General features: G+C 33.4%; 19 protein-coding genes. 14 read left to right on the forward strand and 5 right to left on the reverse strand.

The window, feature by feature from the left end; all coding sequences use genetic code 11:
- Positions 1–6 precede the first annotated feature (6 nt).
- The 12 genes from atpA (at position 7) to PHR76_RS01085 (ending at position 15,713) form a co-directional block, all read left to right on the forward strand.
- Positions 7–1,584: a F0F1 ATP synthase subunit alpha gene (gene atpA, locus PHR76_RS01030; RefSeq protein WP_300057381.1), complete on the forward strand. Its 1,578-nt coding sequence runs from the start codon at positions 7–9 to the stop codon at positions 1,582–1,584.
- A gap of 86 nt (positions 1,585–1,670) precedes the next feature.
- Positions 1,671–2,528 carry an ATP synthase F1 subunit gamma gene (gene atpG, locus PHR76_RS01035; protein ID WP_300057384.1) on the forward strand — a complete coding sequence of 286 codons (858 nt, stop codon included), beginning with the start codon at positions 1,671–1,673 and terminating at the stop codon, positions 2,526–2,528.
- A 239-nt stretch (positions 2,529–2,767) separates the two neighbouring features.
- A complete protein-coding gene (locus tag PHR76_RS01040) occupies positions 2,768–7,345 on the forward strand; it encodes a T9SS type A sorting domain-containing protein (RefSeq protein WP_300057387.1) in 4,578 nt (1,525 codons plus the stop codon).
- A gap of 4 nt (positions 7,346–7,349) precedes the next feature.
- On the forward strand, positions 7,350–8,312 hold the full coding sequence (locus PHR76_RS01045) for a T9SS type A sorting domain-containing protein (protein WP_300057389.1): 963 nt from the start codon (positions 7,350–7,352) through the stop codon (positions 8,310–8,312).
- Positions 8,313–8,387: 75 nt separating this feature from the next.
- Positions 8,388–8,816 carry a GNAT family N-acetyltransferase gene (locus PHR76_RS01050; RefSeq protein ID WP_300057392.1) on the forward strand — a complete coding sequence of 143 codons (429 nt, stop codon included), beginning with the start codon at positions 8,388–8,390 and terminating at the stop codon, positions 8,814–8,816.
- Between the two features lie 3 nt (positions 8,817–8,819).
- Entirely contained in the window at positions 8,820–9,239 is a 420-nt protein-coding gene (locus PHR76_RS01055; RefSeq protein ID WP_300057395.1) for a hypothetical protein, read from the forward strand.
- Positions 9,240–9,350: 111 nt separating this feature from the next.
- Positions 9,351–10,820 carry a polysaccharide biosynthesis C-terminal domain-containing protein gene (locus PHR76_RS01060; protein ID WP_300057398.1) on the forward strand — a complete coding sequence of 490 codons (1,470 nt, stop codon included), beginning with the start codon at positions 9,351–9,353 and terminating at the stop codon, positions 10,818–10,820.
- The gene (gene dut, locus PHR76_RS01065; protein ID WP_300057401.1) at positions 10,821–11,255 is read left to right on the forward strand and encodes a dUTP diphosphatase; all 435 of its coding nucleotides are present in this window, start codon (positions 10,821–10,823) and stop codon (positions 11,253–11,255) included.
- A gap of 68 nt (positions 11,256–11,323) precedes the next feature.
- Positions 11,324–12,334: a sugar phosphate nucleotidyltransferase gene (locus PHR76_RS01070; protein ID WP_300057404.1), complete on the forward strand. Its 1,011-nt coding sequence runs from the start codon at positions 11,324–11,326 to the stop codon at positions 12,332–12,334.
- Between the two features lie 7 nt (positions 12,335–12,341).
- A complete protein-coding gene (locus PHR76_RS01075; protein ID WP_300057407.1) occupies positions 12,342–13,694 on the forward strand; it encodes a tetratricopeptide repeat protein in 1,353 nt (450 codons plus the stop codon).
- On the forward strand, positions 13,691–14,464 hold the full coding sequence (locus PHR76_RS01080; RefSeq protein ID WP_300057410.1) for a DUF4292 domain-containing protein: 774 nt from the start codon (positions 13,691–13,693) through the stop codon (positions 14,462–14,464). The genes PHR76_RS01075 and PHR76_RS01080 overlap by 4 nt, the downstream gene beginning before the upstream one ends.
- A 10-nt stretch (positions 14,465–14,474) precedes the next feature.
- Complete coding sequence (locus PHR76_RS01085; RefSeq protein ID WP_300057413.1) at positions 14,475–15,713, forward strand: peptidoglycan DD-metalloendopeptidase family protein; 1,239 nt, start codon at positions 14,475–14,477, stop codon at positions 15,711–15,713.
- A 38-nt stretch (positions 15,714–15,751) separates the two neighbouring features.
- Here PHR76_RS01085 and PHR76_RS01090 read toward each other — a convergent pair whose 3' ends face one another.
- Together PHR76_RS01090 and PHR76_RS01095 are read right to left on the reverse strand one after the other, a co-directional pair.
- Complete coding sequence (locus PHR76_RS01090) at positions 15,752–16,261, reverse strand: acyl-CoA thioesterase (RefSeq protein WP_300057416.1); 510 nt, start codon at positions 16,259–16,261, stop codon at positions 15,752–15,754.
- 113 nt (positions 16,262–16,374) lie between these two features.
- Positions 16,375–17,319, reverse strand: a complete 945-nt coding sequence (locus PHR76_RS01095) for an SPOR domain-containing protein (RefSeq protein ID WP_300057419.1) — start codon at positions 17,317–17,319, stop codon at positions 16,375–16,377.
- Between the two features lie 216 nt (positions 17,320–17,535).
- Here PHR76_RS01095 and dprA point away from each other — a divergent pair, with 216 nt between their 5' ends.
- Positions 17,536–18,639: a DNA-processing protein DprA gene (dprA, locus tag PHR76_RS01100; protein WP_300057422.1), complete on the forward strand. Its 1,104-nt coding sequence runs from the start codon at positions 17,536–17,538 to the stop codon at positions 18,637–18,639.
- Here dprA and PHR76_RS01105 read toward each other — a convergent pair whose 3' ends face one another.
- Positions 18,640–19,068 carry a hypothetical protein gene (locus tag PHR76_RS01105; protein WP_300057425.1) on the reverse strand — a complete coding sequence of 143 codons (429 nt, stop codon included), beginning with the start codon at positions 19,066–19,068 and terminating at the stop codon, positions 18,640–18,642. It lies immediately after the preceding gene.
- Positions 19,065–20,039: a tryptophan--tRNA ligase gene (gene trpS / locus PHR76_RS01110; protein WP_300057428.1), complete on the reverse strand. Its 975-nt coding sequence runs from the start codon at positions 20,037–20,039 to the stop codon at positions 19,065–19,067. Before trpS ends, PHR76_RS01105 begins: the two co-directional genes overlap by 4 nt.
- 138 nt (positions 20,040–20,177) lie before the next feature.
- Between trpS and PHR76_RS01115 the strand changes: the two genes are divergently transcribed.
- Complete coding sequence (locus PHR76_RS01115; RefSeq protein WP_300057431.1) at positions 20,178–20,906, forward strand: lysophospholipid acyltransferase family protein; 729 nt, start codon at positions 20,178–20,180, stop codon at positions 20,904–20,906.
- A gap of 48 nt (positions 20,907–20,954) precedes the next feature.
- Here PHR76_RS01115 and PHR76_RS01120 read toward each other — a convergent pair whose 3' ends face one another.
- Positions 20,955–21,401 (reverse strand): hypothetical protein, encoded by a 447-nt coding sequence (locus PHR76_RS01120; protein WP_300057434.1) that lies wholly within the window; start codon positions 21,399–21,401, stop codon positions 20,955–20,957.
- Positions 21,402–21,407: the final 6 nt, after the last annotated feature.

Here is a 21,407-nt window from a genome sequence, read left to right on the forward strand (position 1 = left end):
AAGACAATGGCGGAAATTAAACCTGCTGAAATTTCAGCAATATTAAAGAAACAATTATCTGGTTTTGAATCAGGTGCATCGTTAGAAGAAGTAGGAACAGTACTTCAAGTAGGTGATGGTATTGCTCGTGTTTACGGGTTGTCCAATGCACAATACGGAGAGTTAGTACAATTCGACAACGGGTTGGAAGCAATCGTTTTGAACTTGGAAGAAGACAATGTTGGGGTGGTATTATTAGGCCCTTCAACAGGAATTAGAGAAGGTTCTAACGTAAAAAGAACGCAACGTATTGCTTCCCTTAAAGTAGGAGAACAAATCGTTGGTCGTGTGGTTAATACATTAGGTGAACCAATCGATGGTAAAGGCCCTATCGGTGGCGAATTATATGAAATGCCATTAGAAAGAAAAGCTCCAGGAGTTATCTTTCGTCAACCAGTAACGGAGCCATTACAAACAGGAATCAAATCTATTGATGCGATGATTCCAGTTGGACGTGGACAACGTGAGTTGGTAATTGGTGACCGTCAAACGGGAAAAACAACCGTTTGTATCGATACTATTTTAAATCAAAAAGAATTCTATGATGCAGGTCAACCTGTATTTTGTATCTATGTTGCCATTGGACAAAAAGCGTCAACGGTGGCATTAATTGCAAAAACGTTAGAAGAAAAAGGAGCCATGGCATATACTACAATTGTAGCAGCCAATGCTTCTGATCCAGCACCAATGCAAGTTTATGCACCAATGGCTGGAGCTGCAATCGGAGAGTATTTCCGTGATTCAGGTCGTCCTGCTTTAATTATCTATGATGATTTATCAAAGCAAGCAGTTGCTTACCGTGAGGTGTCTCTTTTATTAAGAAGACCACCAGGACGTGAGGCTTATCCTGGAGACGTTTTTTACTTGCACTCTCGTTTATTAGAAAGAGCGTGTAAAGTAATTGCTGATGATGGTATTGCTAAAAACATGAACGATTTACCTGATAATTTAAAAGGTATCGTAAAAGGTGGAGGTTCGTTAACTGCATTGCCAATTATTGAAACACAAGCGGGCGACGTTTCTGCCTATATTCCAACTAACGTAATTTCGATTACAGATGGTCAGATTTTCTTAGATGGAGATTTATTTAATTCAGGTGTTCGTCCAGCAATTAACGTAGGTATTTCGGTATCACGTGTTGGAGGTAATGCTCAAATTAAATCGATGAAAAAAGTAGCTGGAACTTTAAAATTAGACCAAGCACAATTCCGTGAATTGGAAGCGTTTGCTAAGTTTGGTTCTGACTTAGATGCCGTTACTTTAAACGTAATTGAAAAAGGAAGAAGAAACGTTGAAATCTTAAAGCAAGCTGTAAACGATCCTTACAAAGTGGAAGACCAAGTAGCAATTATCTATGCGGGTTCTAAAAACTTATTGAGAAACGTTCCAGTTGTAAAAGTAAAAGAATTCGAAAGAGATTTCTTAGAATACTTAAACAACAAGCATAAAGACACCTTGAATGCTTTAAAAGCGGGTAAATTCTCAGATGAAATTACAGACGTTTTAGATAAAGTAGCGAAAGAAGTTTCAGCAAAATATAATTAATTAGAAAATTAGAAAATTTGAAGATTGGAAAATAACATTTTTTTTAATCTTCAAATTTCCAAATTTCCAAATTTCCAAATTGAAAAATGGCAAACTTAAAGGAAATACGTAATAGAATAACCTCCGTTTCATCTACGATGCAAATCACATCGGCAATGAAAATGGTTTCTGCTGCTAAACTGAAAAAAGCACAAGATGCAATTACAGCAATGCGACCTTATGCCGAAAAACTAACTGAAATTCTACAGAGCTTAAGTGCTTCTATGGAAGGTGAAATAGGCGGAGATTATACTACGCAGCGAGAAGTAAAGAAAGTTTTAATTGTTGCCATTACTTCAAATAGAGGTTTGTGTGGTGCTTTTAATACCAACGTAATTAAGCAAACGAAAGTTTTAGTCGATTCTTATCGTGGAAAACAAGTGGATGTTTTTGCGATTGGAAAAAAAGGAAATGACGTTTTACGTAAAACATGCACGATTGTTGATAATAAAAGTGACGTTTTTGATCACTTGTCATTTGACAACGTAGCTGTAATTTCAGACCTTTTAGCAGCTAAATTTATTGCAGGTGATTACGATAAAATCGAAATTGTTTATAATCAGTTTAAAAATGCGGCGACTCAAATCGTTCAAACAGAACAATTTTTGCCATTAGCCCCTGTTGTAGGTGCTGCAGCAAATGCTTCTGATTATATTTTTGAGCCATCCAAAGAAGAAATTGTGATGACCTTGATTCCAAAATCATTGAAAACACAATTATATAAATCAATTCGTGATTCTTTTGCTTCAGAACATGGTGCTCGTATGACCGCAATGCATAAAGCAACCGATAATGCAACCGAATTAAGAAATCAATTAAAATTAACCTATAACAAAGCTCGTCAAGCAGCGATTACCAATGAGATTTTAGAAATCGTTGGTGGAGCAGAAGCGTTGAAAGGATAAGTAAAACATACCTTTACATTAAAAAGAGTCAAACATTAGTTTGGCTTTTTTTATTAAATGTAAAAGTTAAACATTTTTTCGTTAGATTTGAAATGCTAATCCACTTATTTCTAATCACATGAAATTAACTCTACCTTCAATCACGCAATACGCAATACGCAATACGCAATACGCAATACGCAATACGCAATACGCAACAATTAAAGTTTGTTAAGTTACTTATTTTTACTTTCTGTTTAATGAATTATTTAATTCACGCACAAGTACCCCAACCAAACCATTTTACACCAGGTGGTGTGATGGATACTATTTTTGATAAAAGCGGAAATCAATATACATTTAATGATATTCTAATAAATACACAAAGTAATGCACAAAGTAGAGTAACTTTATTATCCTGTTCAAACAATTCCATTTTTAATTTGTATTTTGAAGAAGGAAGTGGTTGTGAAGATAATTCAATTATTGAACATAATTTAAGGCGACAAGTTATTTGTAATGTATTTGAGGATTTATCTGCTTTTTTAACAACATCGTCTTCTGCATTACAACCAACTTCAACCACAAAAGTAAATATATGGGTTAGAAATATTGCTAATATACCAGACATATCACCACAAGCATTAGGTTTAGCAAGTGGTTTTTATAATTTTCCTGCAAGTGCTACTACAGGAGGAATAACGGACAATGAAATTTGGAAAACAATTCACAATGGAATAGATTCTTACACAAATGTTGTGAATCCTTTAATTACTGCTGGTAGTGGATCAAACTCTTCTGGAATATTTTTTCACGGTTATATGGCTTTTAACTTTGATGCATCAATTAATTGGAATTTAGACACTTCTGTATTTGCAAGTACAACAGAAAAAGATCTTTATACCGTAGTACTCCATGAAATAACTCACGCATTAGGTTTTAATAGTTTAATTGATGTTGATGGAAGCTCAAAATTTTCTGACGATTTTAATTATTTTTCCCGATATGATTTGTTTTTAAAAAGCGATACAAATGTTCCTTTACTTTCTACAAATTCAACTATAAATTTATATAATAATACTTTCAATTCATCCTTATTGTCAAGTACTATTTTACACCCCAATTGTACTATAAGTGGAAATGTCAATACAGGAAGTACCATAAACACTACGGTTTGTTACAATGCGGTTAAATATTTTGGAGCGGTTTCTACTGTTCCTGTTTATACGCCAACTTGTTACGAGAGCGGAAGTAGTTTAAGTCATTTTGAAGATGAACTCTATCCCAGTTGCAGCACTGCTTATGGTAATGATAGTTATTTTGTAATGAGTAATGCCAATGGAAATGGTGTAACAAAACGTTTTTTAAAACCAGAAGAAAGAAATGCTTTATGCGATTTAGGCTATGCTGTGAATACTACCTATGGTGTAAGTGGTACAATAATTAATGTAGTTGATACTTTTTACGATTATGGAGGCTCAATATGTGATGGTATAATGGTTGCAGGAATTAATGATGGAATTACTTTTGGAGCAAATAATTCTGTTAATTTTACTTTTTTAGGAAATACTAGTATGTTTCCCAATATTAATATTTATAATATTTTGCAAAATGATCAAAACGCAACGGGATTTGAGGGTTTAGAAGATATTACTGGTAATGCTACTTTGTCTGTAACTTCCGGAGATGCTTCAACCGTTATTGAATTTAATAGCACAAGCGTTGGCTTGCATTTACTACGTTATGTACCAACTTACGGGGCACAAAAAGGAAATATAACATATATTTATGTTTATGTGATACCAAATAATCCTGAAGGATTATCTACTTGTGTTCCTTTACCAAACCCATGTGATTTAATTTTGAATGGTGATTTTGAACAAAATTCATCTATTCCAAATAACTGGGGAAATTTGAATTTGGCCTGTGGTTGGTGGGAAGATGGTATTGCAGGCCCTGATTATTTTCACATTGATTCACCAATTCAAATAGGAAGCCCCTCAATCCCTTGTAATGGTGCTGGAAATCAAAACCCAACAAATTTAGCAAGTAAAGGTCATGCCGGATTTTATGCTTTAAAACATATTAATTCAAGTGAACTAAATGTATATGAAACAATTACTTCAAAATTATCTTTTCCTTTAGAGCCTAATACAGCCTATCAGTTAAGTTTCAACATTTCACTATCAGAAATGACAAGTGCCAATCCAATTAAAGTGCAAGCTTTTCTAAGTTCAGATTATATTCCAAGAGCATACCCAAATAATCATGACATTAGTAATGGTATTTTTCTAGAAAATGCAACTTTTACAATTAATTCTGTTGATAATCAGTGGGATACTGTCGTGTTCAATTTTACAACTACTAGTGGAGGTGAACAATATTTATACTTGGGAGGAATTAATAATGTCCAATTTTCGACAAATACTATTATTTCTTCTCCTTCAAATGGTTGTTCTTTTATTGAACAGAATGAAATTATTGATAATTATATTCATTCTTATAACTTTATAGATAATATCTCTTTAATTCCAACAAATGGTGCCACATTTATTCTTCCAGAGTCAATCACGTGTACTTCATCCATTATTGAGGATTTACATGCTTTTTTAGATGTAACACCTTTAGATGGTTATTTTTCGGGACTAGGTGTTTCAAACTCTATATCAACACCAGGAACTTATTCTTTTAACCCCGCTTTAGCCGGAGTAGGAACAATAGCAATTACCTATCATTATCAAAATAGTTCGGGTTGCCCGATTGAATTAATTAGAAATATTTTAGTGACTGGTGCCGAAATTATTCCGCTATTCTCATCAATTGACCCAATTTGTATTGGTGCAGCCTATACTTTACCTTCAGAATCAAATAACGGTTTCGCAGGAACTTGGAGTCCTGATTTTAACAGTCAGTCAACCACAACTTATACGTTTACACCAAATGCAAATTCGTGTGCAATTCCCACAACACTCACTGTGGAAGTTACCAATACAAATGCTCTTACACCCATTTTTACGAGTTTAGCCCCCGTTTGTGCCGGTGCTACATTTACCTTACCGACTGTCTCTAATAATAGTTTTACAGGCACTTGGTCGCCAGAGATAAACATTGATCTTTCAACACAATATATTTTTACACCAGATAATGGTCAATGTGCAACTCTTGCCCAAATGAACGTAGAAATAATTAACCCTGAAATTAATATAAATGGAAGATTAAATGTCTGCACGGGACAAAATCCAAGTTACTACTCCAATATTCTTGGCGGCTTGTGGTCTAGTTCTGACATTTCAATAGCAACAATTACTCCTGAAACTGGTAAACTTACAACGGTTAATACAGGTACAGTAACCTTATCATACACGCTTTCTGACTCTTGTTCATCATCTTCTAGTATAATTGTTAATATTATAGACCGATACGTAATCCCAGAGTTTAGTTTTCTAACTACTATTTGCAAAGGTTCTATTCCTCCAAGATTGCCTGGTATTTCTGATAATAATTTAAATGGTGTATGGATACCAGCTATTATTAATAATGTTGAAACAGGGGATTATACTTTTTTTGCAGATGGCAATTGTATTGAACCAATAACAATAACAGTTACTGTAATTACTTCAGGTGAACTAATGGCTAACGAAGATTATTTTTATTTACCTTACATGCCTGAACCCCATTTATCTCCAAGTATTTTAAATAATGATTTGTTTAATGGAGAACCAATTACATCAAATTTTTTAGGACTAACGATTTCATTAATTGGGTTTACTCACAATATTACAGTAAATAATGATGGTACTTTAAATTTACCACCAGATTTACCCCCTGGGTTATACTCCTTTGATTATATATTAGAAAATAGATGTTTACATAGCGAAAATAAAAGAATAACACTTAACATTTTTGACGGTGCATTAAATGCAAAAGTAAAGTTTTTGGTAGATGTATGCTATAAACCTGATGCTTATATAACGGAACAATCCTTTTTAAGCGGTGTAGCCTATGGCGAAATTCGTGCCACCTCAGAAAATGTGACTTTTAGCAATATTATTGCTCCCGCAGGATTTTCGATTAACCCCGATGGCACTGTTAATGTACCTGCAAATGCTTTGCCAGGTGATTATATTTTTACCTACACACTTTGCCCAACAGGAAGCACAACGGGTTGTGTGTATGATATTATAGTGAGTTTTACAATTTATAACACAGTTCGAGCAGTAACAGATGTTTTTAATTTTGATACCAGCGGTACATTTTTAGGCTCAAACCATGACGACCCTACAAGCTTCAACATTTTAACAAACGATGGCTATGCCGCTGATTGTGGGTTTTCTGCTCCTAATAGTTTTGTGGGTGCCGTTTTGAATAATAATGTCACAATTTCCACTATTAATCAAACTGAATTAGCTGGGAATTTTAATATTTTAAACAATGGAACTGTAATCCCACTAAATAATAATATCCCCACAGGATATTATAACTTTACGTATGAAATTTGTGATTATATTTTTCCGAATGCTTGTTCCACTACTTATGGTTGGATAAATGTAATGAGCACAGCAAAAAGTGCCTCTACAAATATAAAAGAAAAACTAGATGACAATTTAGTGTCTATATATCCTAATCCTTCAAAAGATATTTTTACAGTTTCTTTTCAAAACACAATTGATAAAGGCAATATTAAGGTGTTTTCTGCATTAGGTCAAGTCCTTTTTAGTAATTCCATTCAACAAACTAATGAAGAAATAATTGATTTAAGTCGTTTTTCAAATGGCACTTATTTAATTCAAATTATTTTAATTGATAATGTGGTCAATAAGAGAATAATTAAAAATTAAGGTTATGAAAAGCATATTTATATTTTTTATTTGTGTTATTTCAAATGCCCAAGTAATAAACATTCCGGACCAAAATTTCAAGAATAAGTTGCTTCAAGCAAACACTACCAATCTAACAGCTGCGGGTGCTATTATTGACACCAATGCTAATGGAGAAATTGAAATTAGTGAAGCGTTGATGGTTAACTACTTGTTTGTAGCGGTTTCAAATATTAGTGATTTAACGGGTATTGAATATTTTACAAATTTGCAATATTTATATATTAATGTGAATCAAATTACAAGTGTAAACTTATCAACTTTGACTAATTTAATTCAATTTAGATGCGATAACAATAATTTATCAGATTTAGATTTAACGGGTTTAATTAATTTGGTGGGTTTAAATTTTTCTAATAATAATATTACAGAAATTAATTTTTCTTTGCTACCAAATATTAACCAAGTTGTATGTAATAATAATTTATTATCTGAACTAGATTTTAGTAGTAATCCATTATTTACAAAATTATATTGTAGTAATAACAATCTTACTTCTTTAACTATAAAAAACGGCATCAATCAAGATTTTAGTAATGTAAATTTTAACGACTGTTGGAAAACAGGCAACCCCAACCTAACCACCATTTGTGCTGATGAAAGTGAACTAGTTGCCGTACAAAATTTCCTTGATAACTGCGGTTCAGCTCAAACTATAACTGTTAACAGCGATTGCAATTTAAGCAATCAAGAGTTCAAAAAAAGTAAAGTTGCGATTTACCCAAACCCTGTAAACGATGTTCTAAACATCAATTTAGAAAACAGTATTATTTCATCGGTTACAATTTTTAATACATTGGGTCAAAAAGTGTATTTTAGTTATTCAACGACCAGCCAAATAAATGTTTCAAAACTCGAGGCCGGAGCTTATTTTTTAAAAGTAGATGGTTTGGAGGGTGAGTATTATGGTAGGTTTGTGAAGAAGTAAATGAAAAGAGAGTCAAACTAATGAGTAACTTTTTTATTTTATATCTTTGAACAAATAAAAATTGATTTCATTTTCATGTTAACCCTACTAGAACTCCATTCTAAAGAAGAAATGCTCAACCAATTGCATTTAATTCAGCAATTATATCCTGATTATACCGTAGAAATTTATGCTAATTTACTCCAAGAAATGCTTCCAAACAACTACAAACAAGTTGTGGTTTTTGAAAAAGACCAAGCTATTGGTTTATCTGGTTTTTGGGTTGGAACAAAATTGTGGTGCGGAAAATATTTAGAGTTAGATAACGTTATTGTTCATCCTGACCACCGCTCGAAAGGTGTTGGAAAATTATTAACCGAGTATTTGGTAAACAAAGCGAAAGAATTAGATTGCAAATCCGTAGCTTTAGATGCTTATACACATAATTTCCCAGCTCACAAATTCTATTACAATCATGGATTTGAACCGAAAGGATTTCATTTTGTAAGGTTTTTTGAAGAATAAAATATGAGAAAAATTTTCGTTTTAATAGTTTTGTTTTTAGTAAGTTGTGCTCCAAAAGAGAGCTTTCAACAAACTTTCCCTATTCCAATTAAAGATTATTTTTATAGTAAAAGCGAAAATCAACTCGTTTTTACAGTCGAATTTGAAAAAGCAATTCCATCAACATTTGTTTTTGAGAAGCTCTACTTTCGAGGAAAAACAGCAACAAATCCGGAACTAAAATTCAACCAAGTTCAATTTAAAATTGATACAAAAGCCTTAGTTTTAGATGGCGATGTGTCTAATGAATACGGAAATCAACCTCCATTAGAACAAAATTTACCATTCAATTTAACTCCAGCAGAAGCGGTATTGACTTATAAAATTAATAATCAAGTTCAGCATTATAAATTTAAAAAAGTAGTAGAGAGAGCAAACTTCTAATAACGTAGCGTTTTATTCTATTTTGTTTCTTGATTAAGTTTAGAATAATTCAGTGAATCAGTGGCATTCCATTTTTTTTGAGCTAAATTTGAACCGTTAAAAAAAACTCACTTGAGCATCTATAAATCACTATTTAAACAAACTGCCATTTACGGTCTCGCTACGGTGTTGCCTAGAATGTTTAGTTTTATTTTAGTGCCGCTTTATACTAATCCAAAAGTGCTAAACGTGCAAGAATATGGCGAAGTTTCCGTTATTTTTTCGTGGATGGTTTTGCTCAATGTGCTTTTGGCTTATGGCATGGAAACTGCTTTTTTTCGATTTTATCATAGCGATACGAGCAAAAAAACGGTTATCGGGACAGCAACCGTTTCCATCTTTTGGACTACCTTACTTTTTTTAATTGTTTCTCTATTATTTCGAAATACACTCGCAGAACTGACTAATATCGAGGTAGAATACATTACGTATACCATTTGGATTTTAGTGTTAGATGCTTTGGTGATTATCCCGTTTTCCAAACTGAGAGTCTATCAAAAACCAATGACTTATGCACTTGTCAAAGTTGGAAATGTAGCAGTTAATTTATCTTTAAACATTTTCTTTTTATTGTATTTACCTCAAATAGCGATAGACCATCCCGATGGGTTTATGGCGAGTTTATACATTGAAAATTTTCAAATTGGTTATATTTTTGTAGCCAATATTATTGCCAGTTTAATAACGTTATTGGTTCTATTGCCTAATTATTTGCATATTCAATGGTATTTTGATTTTAAGCTTTGGAAAAAAATGATGAACTATGCTCTTCCAATTTTAGTCGCCGGAATTGCTTTTGCCATCAATGAAACCTTTGATCGTATTTTGTTAGATTATTTGTTGCCTCAAAATATCGCTAAAATTGATATTGGAGCTTACTCTGCTTGTTACAAATTAGCATTGTTTATGACCTTATTTGCAACCGCATTCCGTTTAGGAGTAGAACCTTTTTTCTTTAGCCATGCTAATAATGAAGACGCTCCAAAAACCTATGCCATGATTACGCATTATTTTATCATTTTTGGTTCGGTTATTTTATTGGCGGTTATTGTATTTGCCGATTTGCTCAAAGTACTTATCATTCGAGATGAATCCTATTGGGAAGCCATGAAAGTGGTACCGTTAATTATTTTGGCCAACTTTTTCTTAGGAATTTATCACAACTTATCGGTTTGGTATAAATTGACCGATAAAACCAAAATGGGAGCCTATATTTCGATTGTGGGTGCCATCATTACCTTGGCACTTAACTTTCTCTTGATTTCAAAATTTAGTTATGTGGGTTCTGCCATTGCAACTATTGCTGCTTACGGAAGCATGATGGTTTTGTCTTATTATTTAGGAAATCGCTATTATCCAATTCCGTATGATTTAAAAAAAATCGGAAGTTATTTGGGAATTTCCACCTTATTTTCGGTAGTTTATTTTTACGGATTTAGAGAAAATTATGCAATTGGAATTGGTCTTTTAATTCTTTTCGTTTATTTTGTATTTCGGAACGAAAAAGGAACAATTTTACAACTTTTGAAAAAAACGACATAAATGCAAATTAAAATCATCAATACATCCGCACATCCGTTACCAAACTATGAAACCATAGCATCAGCCGGAATGGATTTAAGAGCTAATTTAGCTGAACCAATCACGTTAAAATCGTTAGAAAGAACCATTGTTAAAACTGGCTTGTTTATCGAATTACCAATTGGATATGAAGCACAAGTTCGTCCGAGAAGCGGATTGGCAGCCAAAAAAGGAATTACAGTATTAAATTCACCAGGAACCGTTGATGCAGATTATCGAGGAGAAATTGGTGTAATTTTAGTAAATTTATCCAAAGATGATTTTATCATTGAAAACGGCGAACGAATTGCCCAATTAATCCTTGCCAAACATGAACGTGCAGAATGGCTAGAAGTAACAGAATTATCTGAGACATCAAGAGGAGCCGGTGGTTTTGGAAGCACAGGAGTAAAATAAATAAATTTAATAATTCAAAGTTTTAAAGATAAGTTTACTCTTTAAATTTTTTAATCTTTCAATTAAATATGAAAATAATCGTACCCATGGCCGGCAGAGGCTCAAGACTAAGACCACATACCTTAACCATTCCCAAACCTTTAATTCCTATTGCTGGAAAACCTATCGTTCACCGTTTGGTGGAAGATATCGCAGGCGTTTTAAATCAAGCGATTGAGGAAGTGGCTTTTATTATTCACGAAAGTTTTGGAAAAACAGTGGAGTCTGAATTAATTGCTATTGCCGAAAAATTAGGAGCAAAAGGAACCATTTATTATCAAAATGAAGCATTAGGAACAGGTCACGCCATTATGTGTGCTAAAGATTCGTTAAGTGGACCTGCGGTGATTGCGTATGCCGATACATTAATTCGAGCTGATTTTGATTTAGATAAATCCGCGGATAGCGTTATTTGGGTGAAACAAGTAGACCAACCCGAAGCTTTTGGCGTTATTAATTTAAACGAAGCTAATGAGATAGTAGAATTAGTCGAAAAACCGAAAGAATTTGTATCTGACTTGGCGGTGATTGGAATTTACTATTTCAAAGATGTTGCCGTCTTAAAAAATGAATTGCAATTGGTGTTAGATAATAATATCATTCACGGAGGGGAATATCAAATTAATGACGGAATTAAACAAATGATGGCAAAAGGCATGAAATTTGTACCAGGTCAGGTAGATGAATGGATGGATTGCGGAAATAAAGACGTTACAGTGGATACCAACAACAGAATGTTAGGTTTCTTACACCATGATGGTGAACATTTAATTGATGAACACGTAAAATTAGAAAACGCAACAATTATTCCACCTTGTTATATTGGTGAAGGGGTTGTTTTAAGCAACGCTACCATTGGTCCAAATGTATCGTTAGGAAAAGGTTGTCGTGTTTCTAACAGCACCATTTCTAACAGTTTGATTCAGACACATACAACGATTAAAAATGCCAAGTTAACTAATGCGATGATTGGAAATCATGTTTCTTATGATGGCGATTTTACAAAAGTGAGCATTGGCGATTATTCCGTTTTAGAATAAAATATAAATGAAACAAAATATCTTTTTCTATTTACTTTTTCTTGGCTTGCTAGGCCAACCGATTGGTCTTTGGGCTCAACAAGAACCTGAAGATATTGCGTTAGAAAATGATGCCTTTCAAATTTCATTCTACGAATCGCTGAAAGAAAAAGGAATAGAAAATTATGATAAAGCCATCGCCGCTTTAGAAAAATGTTTACAATTAGAACCTAATAATCCGGTTATTCACTTTGAATTTGGTAAAAATTATTTTTATCAAAAAGAATATACAAAAGCCTATCAAAGTTTTGAACGAGCAACCGAGCTAGATCCTTCTAACCGATGGTATTGGGTGGGTTTGTATGATGTTTCATATGCTACTCGGAATTATGAAAATGCCATCGTCAATATTCAAAAACTCATTGCGTTTAAAAAAGAATATAAAGAAGATTTAGTGTCGCTTTACATGTTTACACAACAATACGATAAAGCCTTAGCTTTGATTGATGAATTGACGGAAACTGTTGGCAAAACAGAAGTTCGAGAGCAATTTCGACAACAAATCATGTCAACAACTCGCTACCAAGGTCAAAAAGCAACTATTTTATTGCAAGCAATCGATAAAAACCCAAAAGAAGAATCAAATTATGTTGCATTAATTTATTTATATTCAGAAAGCAACGAAGAAGATAAAGCGATTGAAATAGCTAAACGCTTAGAAAAACAAATTCCAACCTCGGATTGGGCACAAGTGAGTTTATTTAAATTTGCAATAGACAAAGAAGAAGGGGCTAAAGCAGCAGAAAGCTTACACAAAATTTTGGCCAGTCCAAAAATTGACAAAAAAATTAAACATCGGGTTTTCAACGAGTTTCTCATTTTTGCCAAAAACAGGCCCGAATTGACGAGCGATTTAGATAGAGCCATGACTTTTTTTAATGATGATTCTGAAGTGAAAGTTGCTAAAGAAGTGGGTAAGTTTTATCAAAATAAACAAGATTGGATAAATGCAATCAAGTATTACGAACGCTATACTAAAACCAATCCCGAAGATATAGAAAACGTGCTTTTGTTGCTTTACAGCTATTCTCAAACCACTCAATGGGAAATGCAATCTAAAAAAGCCGAAAATTACATCGAATTATATCCGTTACAACCTGAATTTTATTATTATGCCGGATGGGCAAATAATCAATTAACACAGTTTAAAAAAGCAAAAGATCAACTTGAAACAGGTCTCGATTATATTATAGAAAATCAATTATTAGAAGCAAATTTTTATCTTCAACTAAGCGAAGCATATCAGGGTTTAGGTGATGAGAAGAAGAAAGAAAACTATTTTATTAAAGCACAAAAATTAATAAAAGGAACAAATCCATGAAGCAATTTTTAATCGTAGTAGTTCTTTTATTTTCTTTAATAGGATGTAAATCCACAAAAGGAGTTTTTGACGGTAAAGCTACCAAGAACATGGAGGCTAATAAAATCATTCAAAATCATTATGATTTAAAAGAATCTTTTTCAACGCTTTATATCCGTGCAAATGCAAAATATAAAGACGACAAACAATCGATGAGCTTTACGGCAGAAATAAAAATGCAAAAAGACGAACAAATTTTAGTCAGCATTCGTTTTGTCGGAATCACGATGGCCAAAGCATTAATTACGCCAACAGAAGTGAAATATTATGAAAAAAACGGCAACAATTATTTTGAAGGAGATTATTCGACGCTAAGCAATTGGCTTGGAACCGATTTAGATTTTTATAAAATCCAAAACTTATTATTGGGTCAGGCTATTGACGATTTAAGGCAAAAATCATATACAGCAAGTATTGAAGATAAAATGTATAAAGTGGAAGAAATGGGCAATACTGAAAATCAAAAAGCCTTTTTTTTTGAATCATCAAAATTTGTTTTAAAAAAACAAGTGATTCAGCAGCCCAAAAAAAACAGATCATTTCAGGTTTCTTATCCAAATCATAACGAATATAATGAAGCTCTTTTGCCTTTAACTATTTTGATTGAAGCCGCTCAAGAAAAGGGAAAAAGCACCATTTTATTAAATTATAATACGATAACATTTAACGAAGCGTTATCTTTTCCATATAGTGTTCCAGGTAATTATGACAGAATTTACATTGAAAACTAAACCTCAATCCATGAACAAAATAGTTTATACTTTTTTCCTTCTTCTCTTTATGTCCATCGCTTGGGCCCAACCTAATTCGCAACAAAAACTAGAAGAACGTAAAGAAAAATTACTAGAAGAGATTCGGGTCAATGAGCGTGTTTTACAGGAAACTAGAAAAAAGGAAAAGTCAATTGTAGTGGTTATTCAACAGCAAAATGCCAAAATTGACTTACGCGAAAAACTAATCAACACCACAGAAAAGCAAGCCAAATTGCTCAGTGATGATATTTATACCAATCAACTAAAAATTAATAAACTTAAAAAAGAATTAGAGGTTTTAAAAGAGGATTACGCCAATATGATTGTCAAGTCCTATAAAAGCCGTTCAGAACGCAGTAGAGTGATGTTTTTGTTGTCGTCGCAAAACTTTATGCAGGCATACAAACGCGTGCAATATATGAAGCAATATGCGGGTTATCGAAAAAGTCAAGGAGATGAAATCAATATCAAATCAAGTGAATTAGCCGTTTATAATGAAAAGCTCAATGGGTTAAAATCTGAAAAAGTGAAACTGATTGCAGAGCAAGAGCAAGAAAAATTAGCATTAGTTCAAGAAAAACAAGAACAAGAAAAGCTAGTTAAATCAATCAAAAAAGACCAAAAGAAGATTTTAGCAGAAATTAAAAAGAAGCAACAAGAAGCAAATGAAATTGATAAAAAAATACAGCGAATTATCCGAGAAGCTATTGCTGCAGAGAATAAAAAAACCGAGAAGAAAAGTGGAACCAAAACGAAATCAACGGGAACATCGGCTACTAAAATTCTTTTAACAGAAGAAGGGAAAATTGAATCCAATAATTTTAAAACAAATAAAGGAAAATTACCCTGGCCGGTAGAAAAAGGATTTGTTTCTCAAAAATTTGGCGATCAGCCGCATCCGATACAGCCAAAGTTAACGGTGCATAGTAATGGCGTAGAAATCACCACAGAATCTGGGTCTTCTGCTCGTGCCGTTTTTGCTGGTGAAGTGTATTCTATTCAGATTTTATCGCCTATCAATACCCTTGTTATGATCCGTCACGGAGATTTTATTACCGTTTATCAAAACTTAACTTCCGTTTCTGTTTCCAAAGGCGACAAAGTGAGTATTAAACAAACCATCGGAAAAATTAGAACAAATGATTCTACGGGTAAAACGTCACTAAAGTTTTCTGTCCTTCAAAATGATACATTTCTAAATCCGCAAGGTTGGCTATATAATATGTAAAAAATAAAATCCGAAGTTTTAATAGCTTCGGATTTTTTTTATTTAAATAATGCTTTTAATTCGGTTGCGTCACTAGGTTTCATTTTTCCTGCTAACACTAAGCTCAATTGTTTTCTACGCAAAGCGGCATCAAAACGTTGCTTTTCCAACTCTGTTTGTGGATTCACTTGATGTACAGCCACCGGAGATCCTGTTTCATCTACTGCTACAAAAGTATAAATTCCTTCATTGGCTTTGCTTTTAACGCCAGATTGAATGTCTTCTATCCAAACATCTAGGTAAATCTCCATAGAGGTGTTAAAAGCCCTAGAAACCTTGGCTTCCACCGTTACAACGCTCCCAAGCGGAATGGCCTTATTAAACGCCACATGGTTTACAGAAGCCGTGACACAAACCCTACGAGAATGTCTTCTTGCGGTAATGCTGGCTGCTCTATCCATACGAGCAAGTAATTCGCCTCCAAAAAGATTGTTTAAGGGATTGGTTTCACCCGGTAAAACGATGTCTGTTAACGTGGTGATAGAATCGGACGGATAATTGGTTTGCATACTTTTTTTTGCAAAGGTAGAAAATTCAATTAGAATCTAATGAGAAGCGAAGACACAAAAAAAGCTTCTAAAAACGAAGCTTCTTGAAATAAACAATATTTTGGGCAAAGGGTTTAATTTTCTAGGTCTAATACCAACATCCAAGCTTCTTTATTGTGAGCTTGTTTGATTGTTTGCAAAGCCGTTTTAGCTTCTTCTAAAGAGGCATAACTTCCATAAAGAACAGGATGTAAACCGTATTTATTAGGGCTGATAATTTTAGCTTCGTAACCTAATTTTAATAAGGATTGCAGAGCACGTTCCGCATTATTGTTTTCTTTATAAGCTCCAGCTACAACGTGATAATGACGTTCTGTTTTTTCTTCTTTAATAGTTAAAGAAACAGAGGGAAGTGGATTTTCTATAAAAAAAGTGGCTTCTTGAATTTTGTTTTCAACTTTTTGTTGAACTGCTTTTTCAACCAATAAAGTTTCAGAAGCAATTTTAGTTTGATGCCATTGGTTTCCAAAATATCCAGCAATTCCAATACTAAAAGCAAAAATAGCAGCATATTTTAACCAAGGTGTCGCTCTTCTTTCGGGCGTAAAAACAATCGGTGCTTTTTCTTCTATTTTTTCGACTTCTTCTTTGTAAACTTCCCGTTTAATTCTTGGCGATACAAAGGACGTCAATCCAAAAGAAGTCATCGCATAATTAAGTTGATCAATAGGTTCAAAAACAATGTTTTTTTCACTATTTAACGATAATTTGCCAATATTTTTAAGCGAAATTGCTTCATTTTTTTGAAGAGCTATTTTCCAAGTAGCGACCTCATTTTCAAGAAGTGTAACCGCTTGTTCATAGGATATTTTTTCGCCATGAGCCAATTGGTTGGCCAACAAGCCATCGTTGTTTTTTAAATGAAAATTAAATAAAACAACTTTTTTAGGTGGATAAAAAGTATGCGTCTCTTCTACGAGTTGAGCAGGACGGTTTTCGGTTAAAAATGCCCCAAAACCAGGTACGGTTACACATTGGTAACGATATAATAATTGGGATATGTATTGCTCTATTCTCATCACAACAAAGGAAAAAGATATCACCCCCGAATCAAAATTTTATCCACAAATTTTATTAACAATTTAGCAGAACTTGATAACTATTTCACGGTTAAAAGTTTAGTTTCTACAGACATTCCAATTTTAACATAAACTTCGTTCTAAATGATGAAAAAGAGGTTGAAAAATTTCAATATGACCTAAAATTTATGTTACTTTGAAATTCATTTATACGCCATGACAACATCAGAATTATATTATACGCTCGCATTATTGCAGGTGGAAGGAGTAGGCGACATCGTTGCTAAAAAACTTATCCATCATTGCGGATCAGCCGAAAAAGTTTTTGACACTAAAAAAAATAAACTTTTAGCTATTGACGGCATTGGAGAAATCTTACTCAAAAAACTTTCCGGAAAACATATTTTTGATACCGCTCAAAAAGAGTTAGATTTTATTGAAAAAGAAAATATTACTTTTCACTCCTTCTTAGATGATGATTATCCGGAACGACTAAAACATTGTGTTGATGGCCCAGCGGTTTTATTTTCGGCTGGAAATATCAATTTGAAAGCTAAAAGAATCATTAGTATTGTTGGAACACGAAACATCACAAGTTATGGCACGGAATTTTGTCGCAAATTAATAGAAGATTTAGCTCCTTTAAATCCAATTATTGTCAGCGGTTTTGCTTACGGAGTTGATATTACAGCTCATCAATTGGCCATAGAAAACAATTTGCAAACTATTGGTGTTTTAGCTCACGGACTCAATCAAGTTTACCCTAAAACCCATAAAAAATATGTTGCCAAAATGGAGCAAAATGGCGGTTTTATAACCGAGTTTTGGAGCACTTCCAATCCTGAAAAAGAGAATTTTGTAAAGCGGAATCGTATTGTCGCGGGAATGTCTGAGGCAACCATAGTGATTGAAAGTGCCGATAAAGGGGGTTCTTTGATTACGGCAACCTTGGCTAATGATTACAATCGTGATGTGTTTGCAGTACCCGGAAGAATTACAGACAAATACAGTTTAGGTTGTAATAATTTAATTAAAACCCAGCGAGCTCATTTGCTTTCTTCGGCAGCCGATTTGGTTTATATTTTAAATTGGGAAGTGGGTTTTAAACAATCCAAATCCATTCAAAAACAATTATTTATCGCTCTGGAACCGATGGAGCAAAAAGTTTATGATTTTTTGCTTAAAAACGGGAAAGAGGTCATGGATTTGATTGCGTTGGAATGTGAACTACCAATATATCAACTTTCGTCTATTTTGTTGACGATGGAATTGAAAGGCGTAATTCGTCCATTGCCAGGAAAATTATTTGAGGCAATTTAGCTATTGCACTTTTTCCCAAACAATTTCATACTTGGCATATTGGTTATTTTCGATAGATTCCAGAAGATAAATTTCTGGAAATAACGCATTGATGTCTTTTTTGAATTCCATTTCTTCTTCCTTTGCCAAAAGATCTTGCATTGTTACAATTTTATAGGATGAAAGTGCCGATGCATCGACTGTTTCGAATTTATTTTTCATCAATTCAAACACAAAAATATTTCGACAAAAAATAAATCGTGTAATATTTACTTTGCGATGTCTTTTTTGGGTATAGGTAAGTTTTATTTTCTTTACTGGATCTCTCCGAACGGGAAAGTCGCAAGTGGCTGAGGCATCTTGATTAAATATCAAGTATACCGCTTGTTTTTCTTGGCTAAATGCTGAAAAAACACACATTAAAAAAACTAAAATAACACCTTTTTTCATTTGATAAACCCTAATTTTTCCCTTACTCTTTCTAAAACACCGTTGGCTATCAAGCTAGCTTTTGCAGCTCCGATTGCCAAGGCTTCATCCACTTCAGTAAGGTTATTCATATAGTAGTGGTATTTTTCTCTTTCTGTTTTAAAACGGTTTATGATTAAATCAAACAAGGCTTGTTTAGCCTGTCCATAACCATAATTTCCTTCGTTATAATTTGCGGTCATTTGCTTGAGTTGTGCCTCATTAGCCAATAATTTGTAAATCGCAAAAACCTTACATGTTTCGGTATCTTTTGGCTCTTCTAACGGTTTGCTATCGGTTTCAATCGACATAATTTGTTTACGTAGAGCTTTATCATCTAAAAAAATATTGATAAAATTACCTCTTGACTTACTCATTTTTTGACCATCTGTTCCGGGAATATACATTGTTTCTTCTTGTATTTTCGCTTCGGGTAATACAAACGTTTCTCCCATTTGATGATTAAAACGAGCCGCAACATCGCGTGTAATTTCAATATGTTGCAATTGATCTTTTCCTACCGGAATAATTTCGGCATCATACAATAAAATGTCGGCAGCCATCAACATCGGATAAGAAAATAAACCGGCATTGACATCTTCCAAACGATCGGCCTTATCTTTAAAAGAATGGGCCAAGGTCAACCGTTGAAATGGGAAAAAACAACTCAAATACCAAGTTAATTCGGTCGTTTGTGGCACATCACTTTGTCTGTAAAAAATTACTTTATCAACATTTAATCCACAAGCTAACCAAGTAGCCGCAACGCTATAAGTATTTTCTTTTAAAGTTGCTCCATCTTTAATTTGCGTGATTGAATGTAAATCTGCAATGAACAAAAAAGAGTCATTTTCTGGTTGATTTGCCATTTGTATGGCAGGTAAAAGAGCTCCTAATAAATTTCCTAAATGAGGCGTTCCGGTGGCTTGTATTCCAGTAAGAATTTTAGACATAAATGAATTTGTATATGCTGCAAAGTTCGTAAAGTTTTTGAAAACCTTTGCAGAATTTATAAGTTTAACGATTTGATTACGTCAACAAAGTTAAGGATATGATTTAATATTTACATGGGTTTCCTTACATTTGGCGTTATGAAAATATTCAAAATGCTTTTTTGGCTCTTGTGGCGGATATGGTTTTATCTACTCATGGGAGTGATTATTGTGCTATTTTTTCCGCTTTTATTGCTTTCTGTTCTCCGAGAAAAGTGGTATCCCTTTTTTTTTAGATTAGCTCAGCTTTGGGCAAGAGGAGTTTTGCTTGGAATGGGTTTTTTTACCATAGTCAAGAAAGAGCAAGCCTTTAAAAAAGGTGAAAGTTATATGTTGATAGCCAATCACACCTCCATGGCAGACATTATGTTGATGCTGGTTGTGGCTAAAAACCCTTTTGTTTTTGTGGGTAAAAAAGAATTGTCTAAAATTCCGTTATTTGGTTTTTTCTATAAACGAACTTGTATTTTAGTAGACAGAGAAAATTCTAAAAGTCGTTTAGCTGTTTATGAACGGGCTCAAAAAAGATTGAATCAAGGATTAAGTATTTGTATTTTTCCAGAAGGAATGGTTCCAGAAGATGAATCGATTGTTTTATCCGAATTTAAAGATGGAGCATTCCGCTTAGCTATTGAGCATCAAATTCCGATAATCCCGATTACATTTTACGATAACAAAAAACGTTTTTCGTATACTTTTTTTAGTGGAAGTCCAGGATTAATGCGAGTAAAAATTCATGAGTTTATTCCAACTCAAGGTTTTACAGTTGATGATAAAAAAGCAATTCGAACCAAAGCCTGGGACGTCATTTATAGTGAATTAAAATAAAAAAAGTGAGGCTTTCGACCTCACTTTTTTATTTATTTAAAACAAATTTTAAGCTTGTTTAAGAAATTTCAAAAACACAATTTTATTGGTTTCTGTATCCGTATAAGTAATTGTGATATCTACATACGTTAAAGAAACAATTGTATAGGTTTGTTCCATCGCGACACCATCTACCATAGTAGATAGAATGATTTTGTTACTTTGAACATCAAATGTACCTGTATTTTGAAGGTTTTGACATGTTGAATTGATTAATTCAAAGTCATTTTCTTCAAAAGTATTGTCTTCGTTGAAAACTAAGTTATCATCTTCACAATCGGTGGTGTTAACATAGTCTACATAAACCACTTTATTTTGAGCATTAATGCTACCAATTTGATTGAGGTACCATTTTCCTAAAACAAAGTCTTCTTGTACAAATGCAGTGTCGTCATCGTCGTCACACGAGATGCATAACGCGAAAACAGCCATTACTAAAAGGGTTATTTTTTTCATAGTCTT

It is taken from the genome of Flavobacterium sp., from assembly GCF_028689845.1.
Lineage (GTDB): Bacteria > Bacteroidota > Bacteroidia > Flavobacteriales > Flavobacteriaceae > Flavobacterium.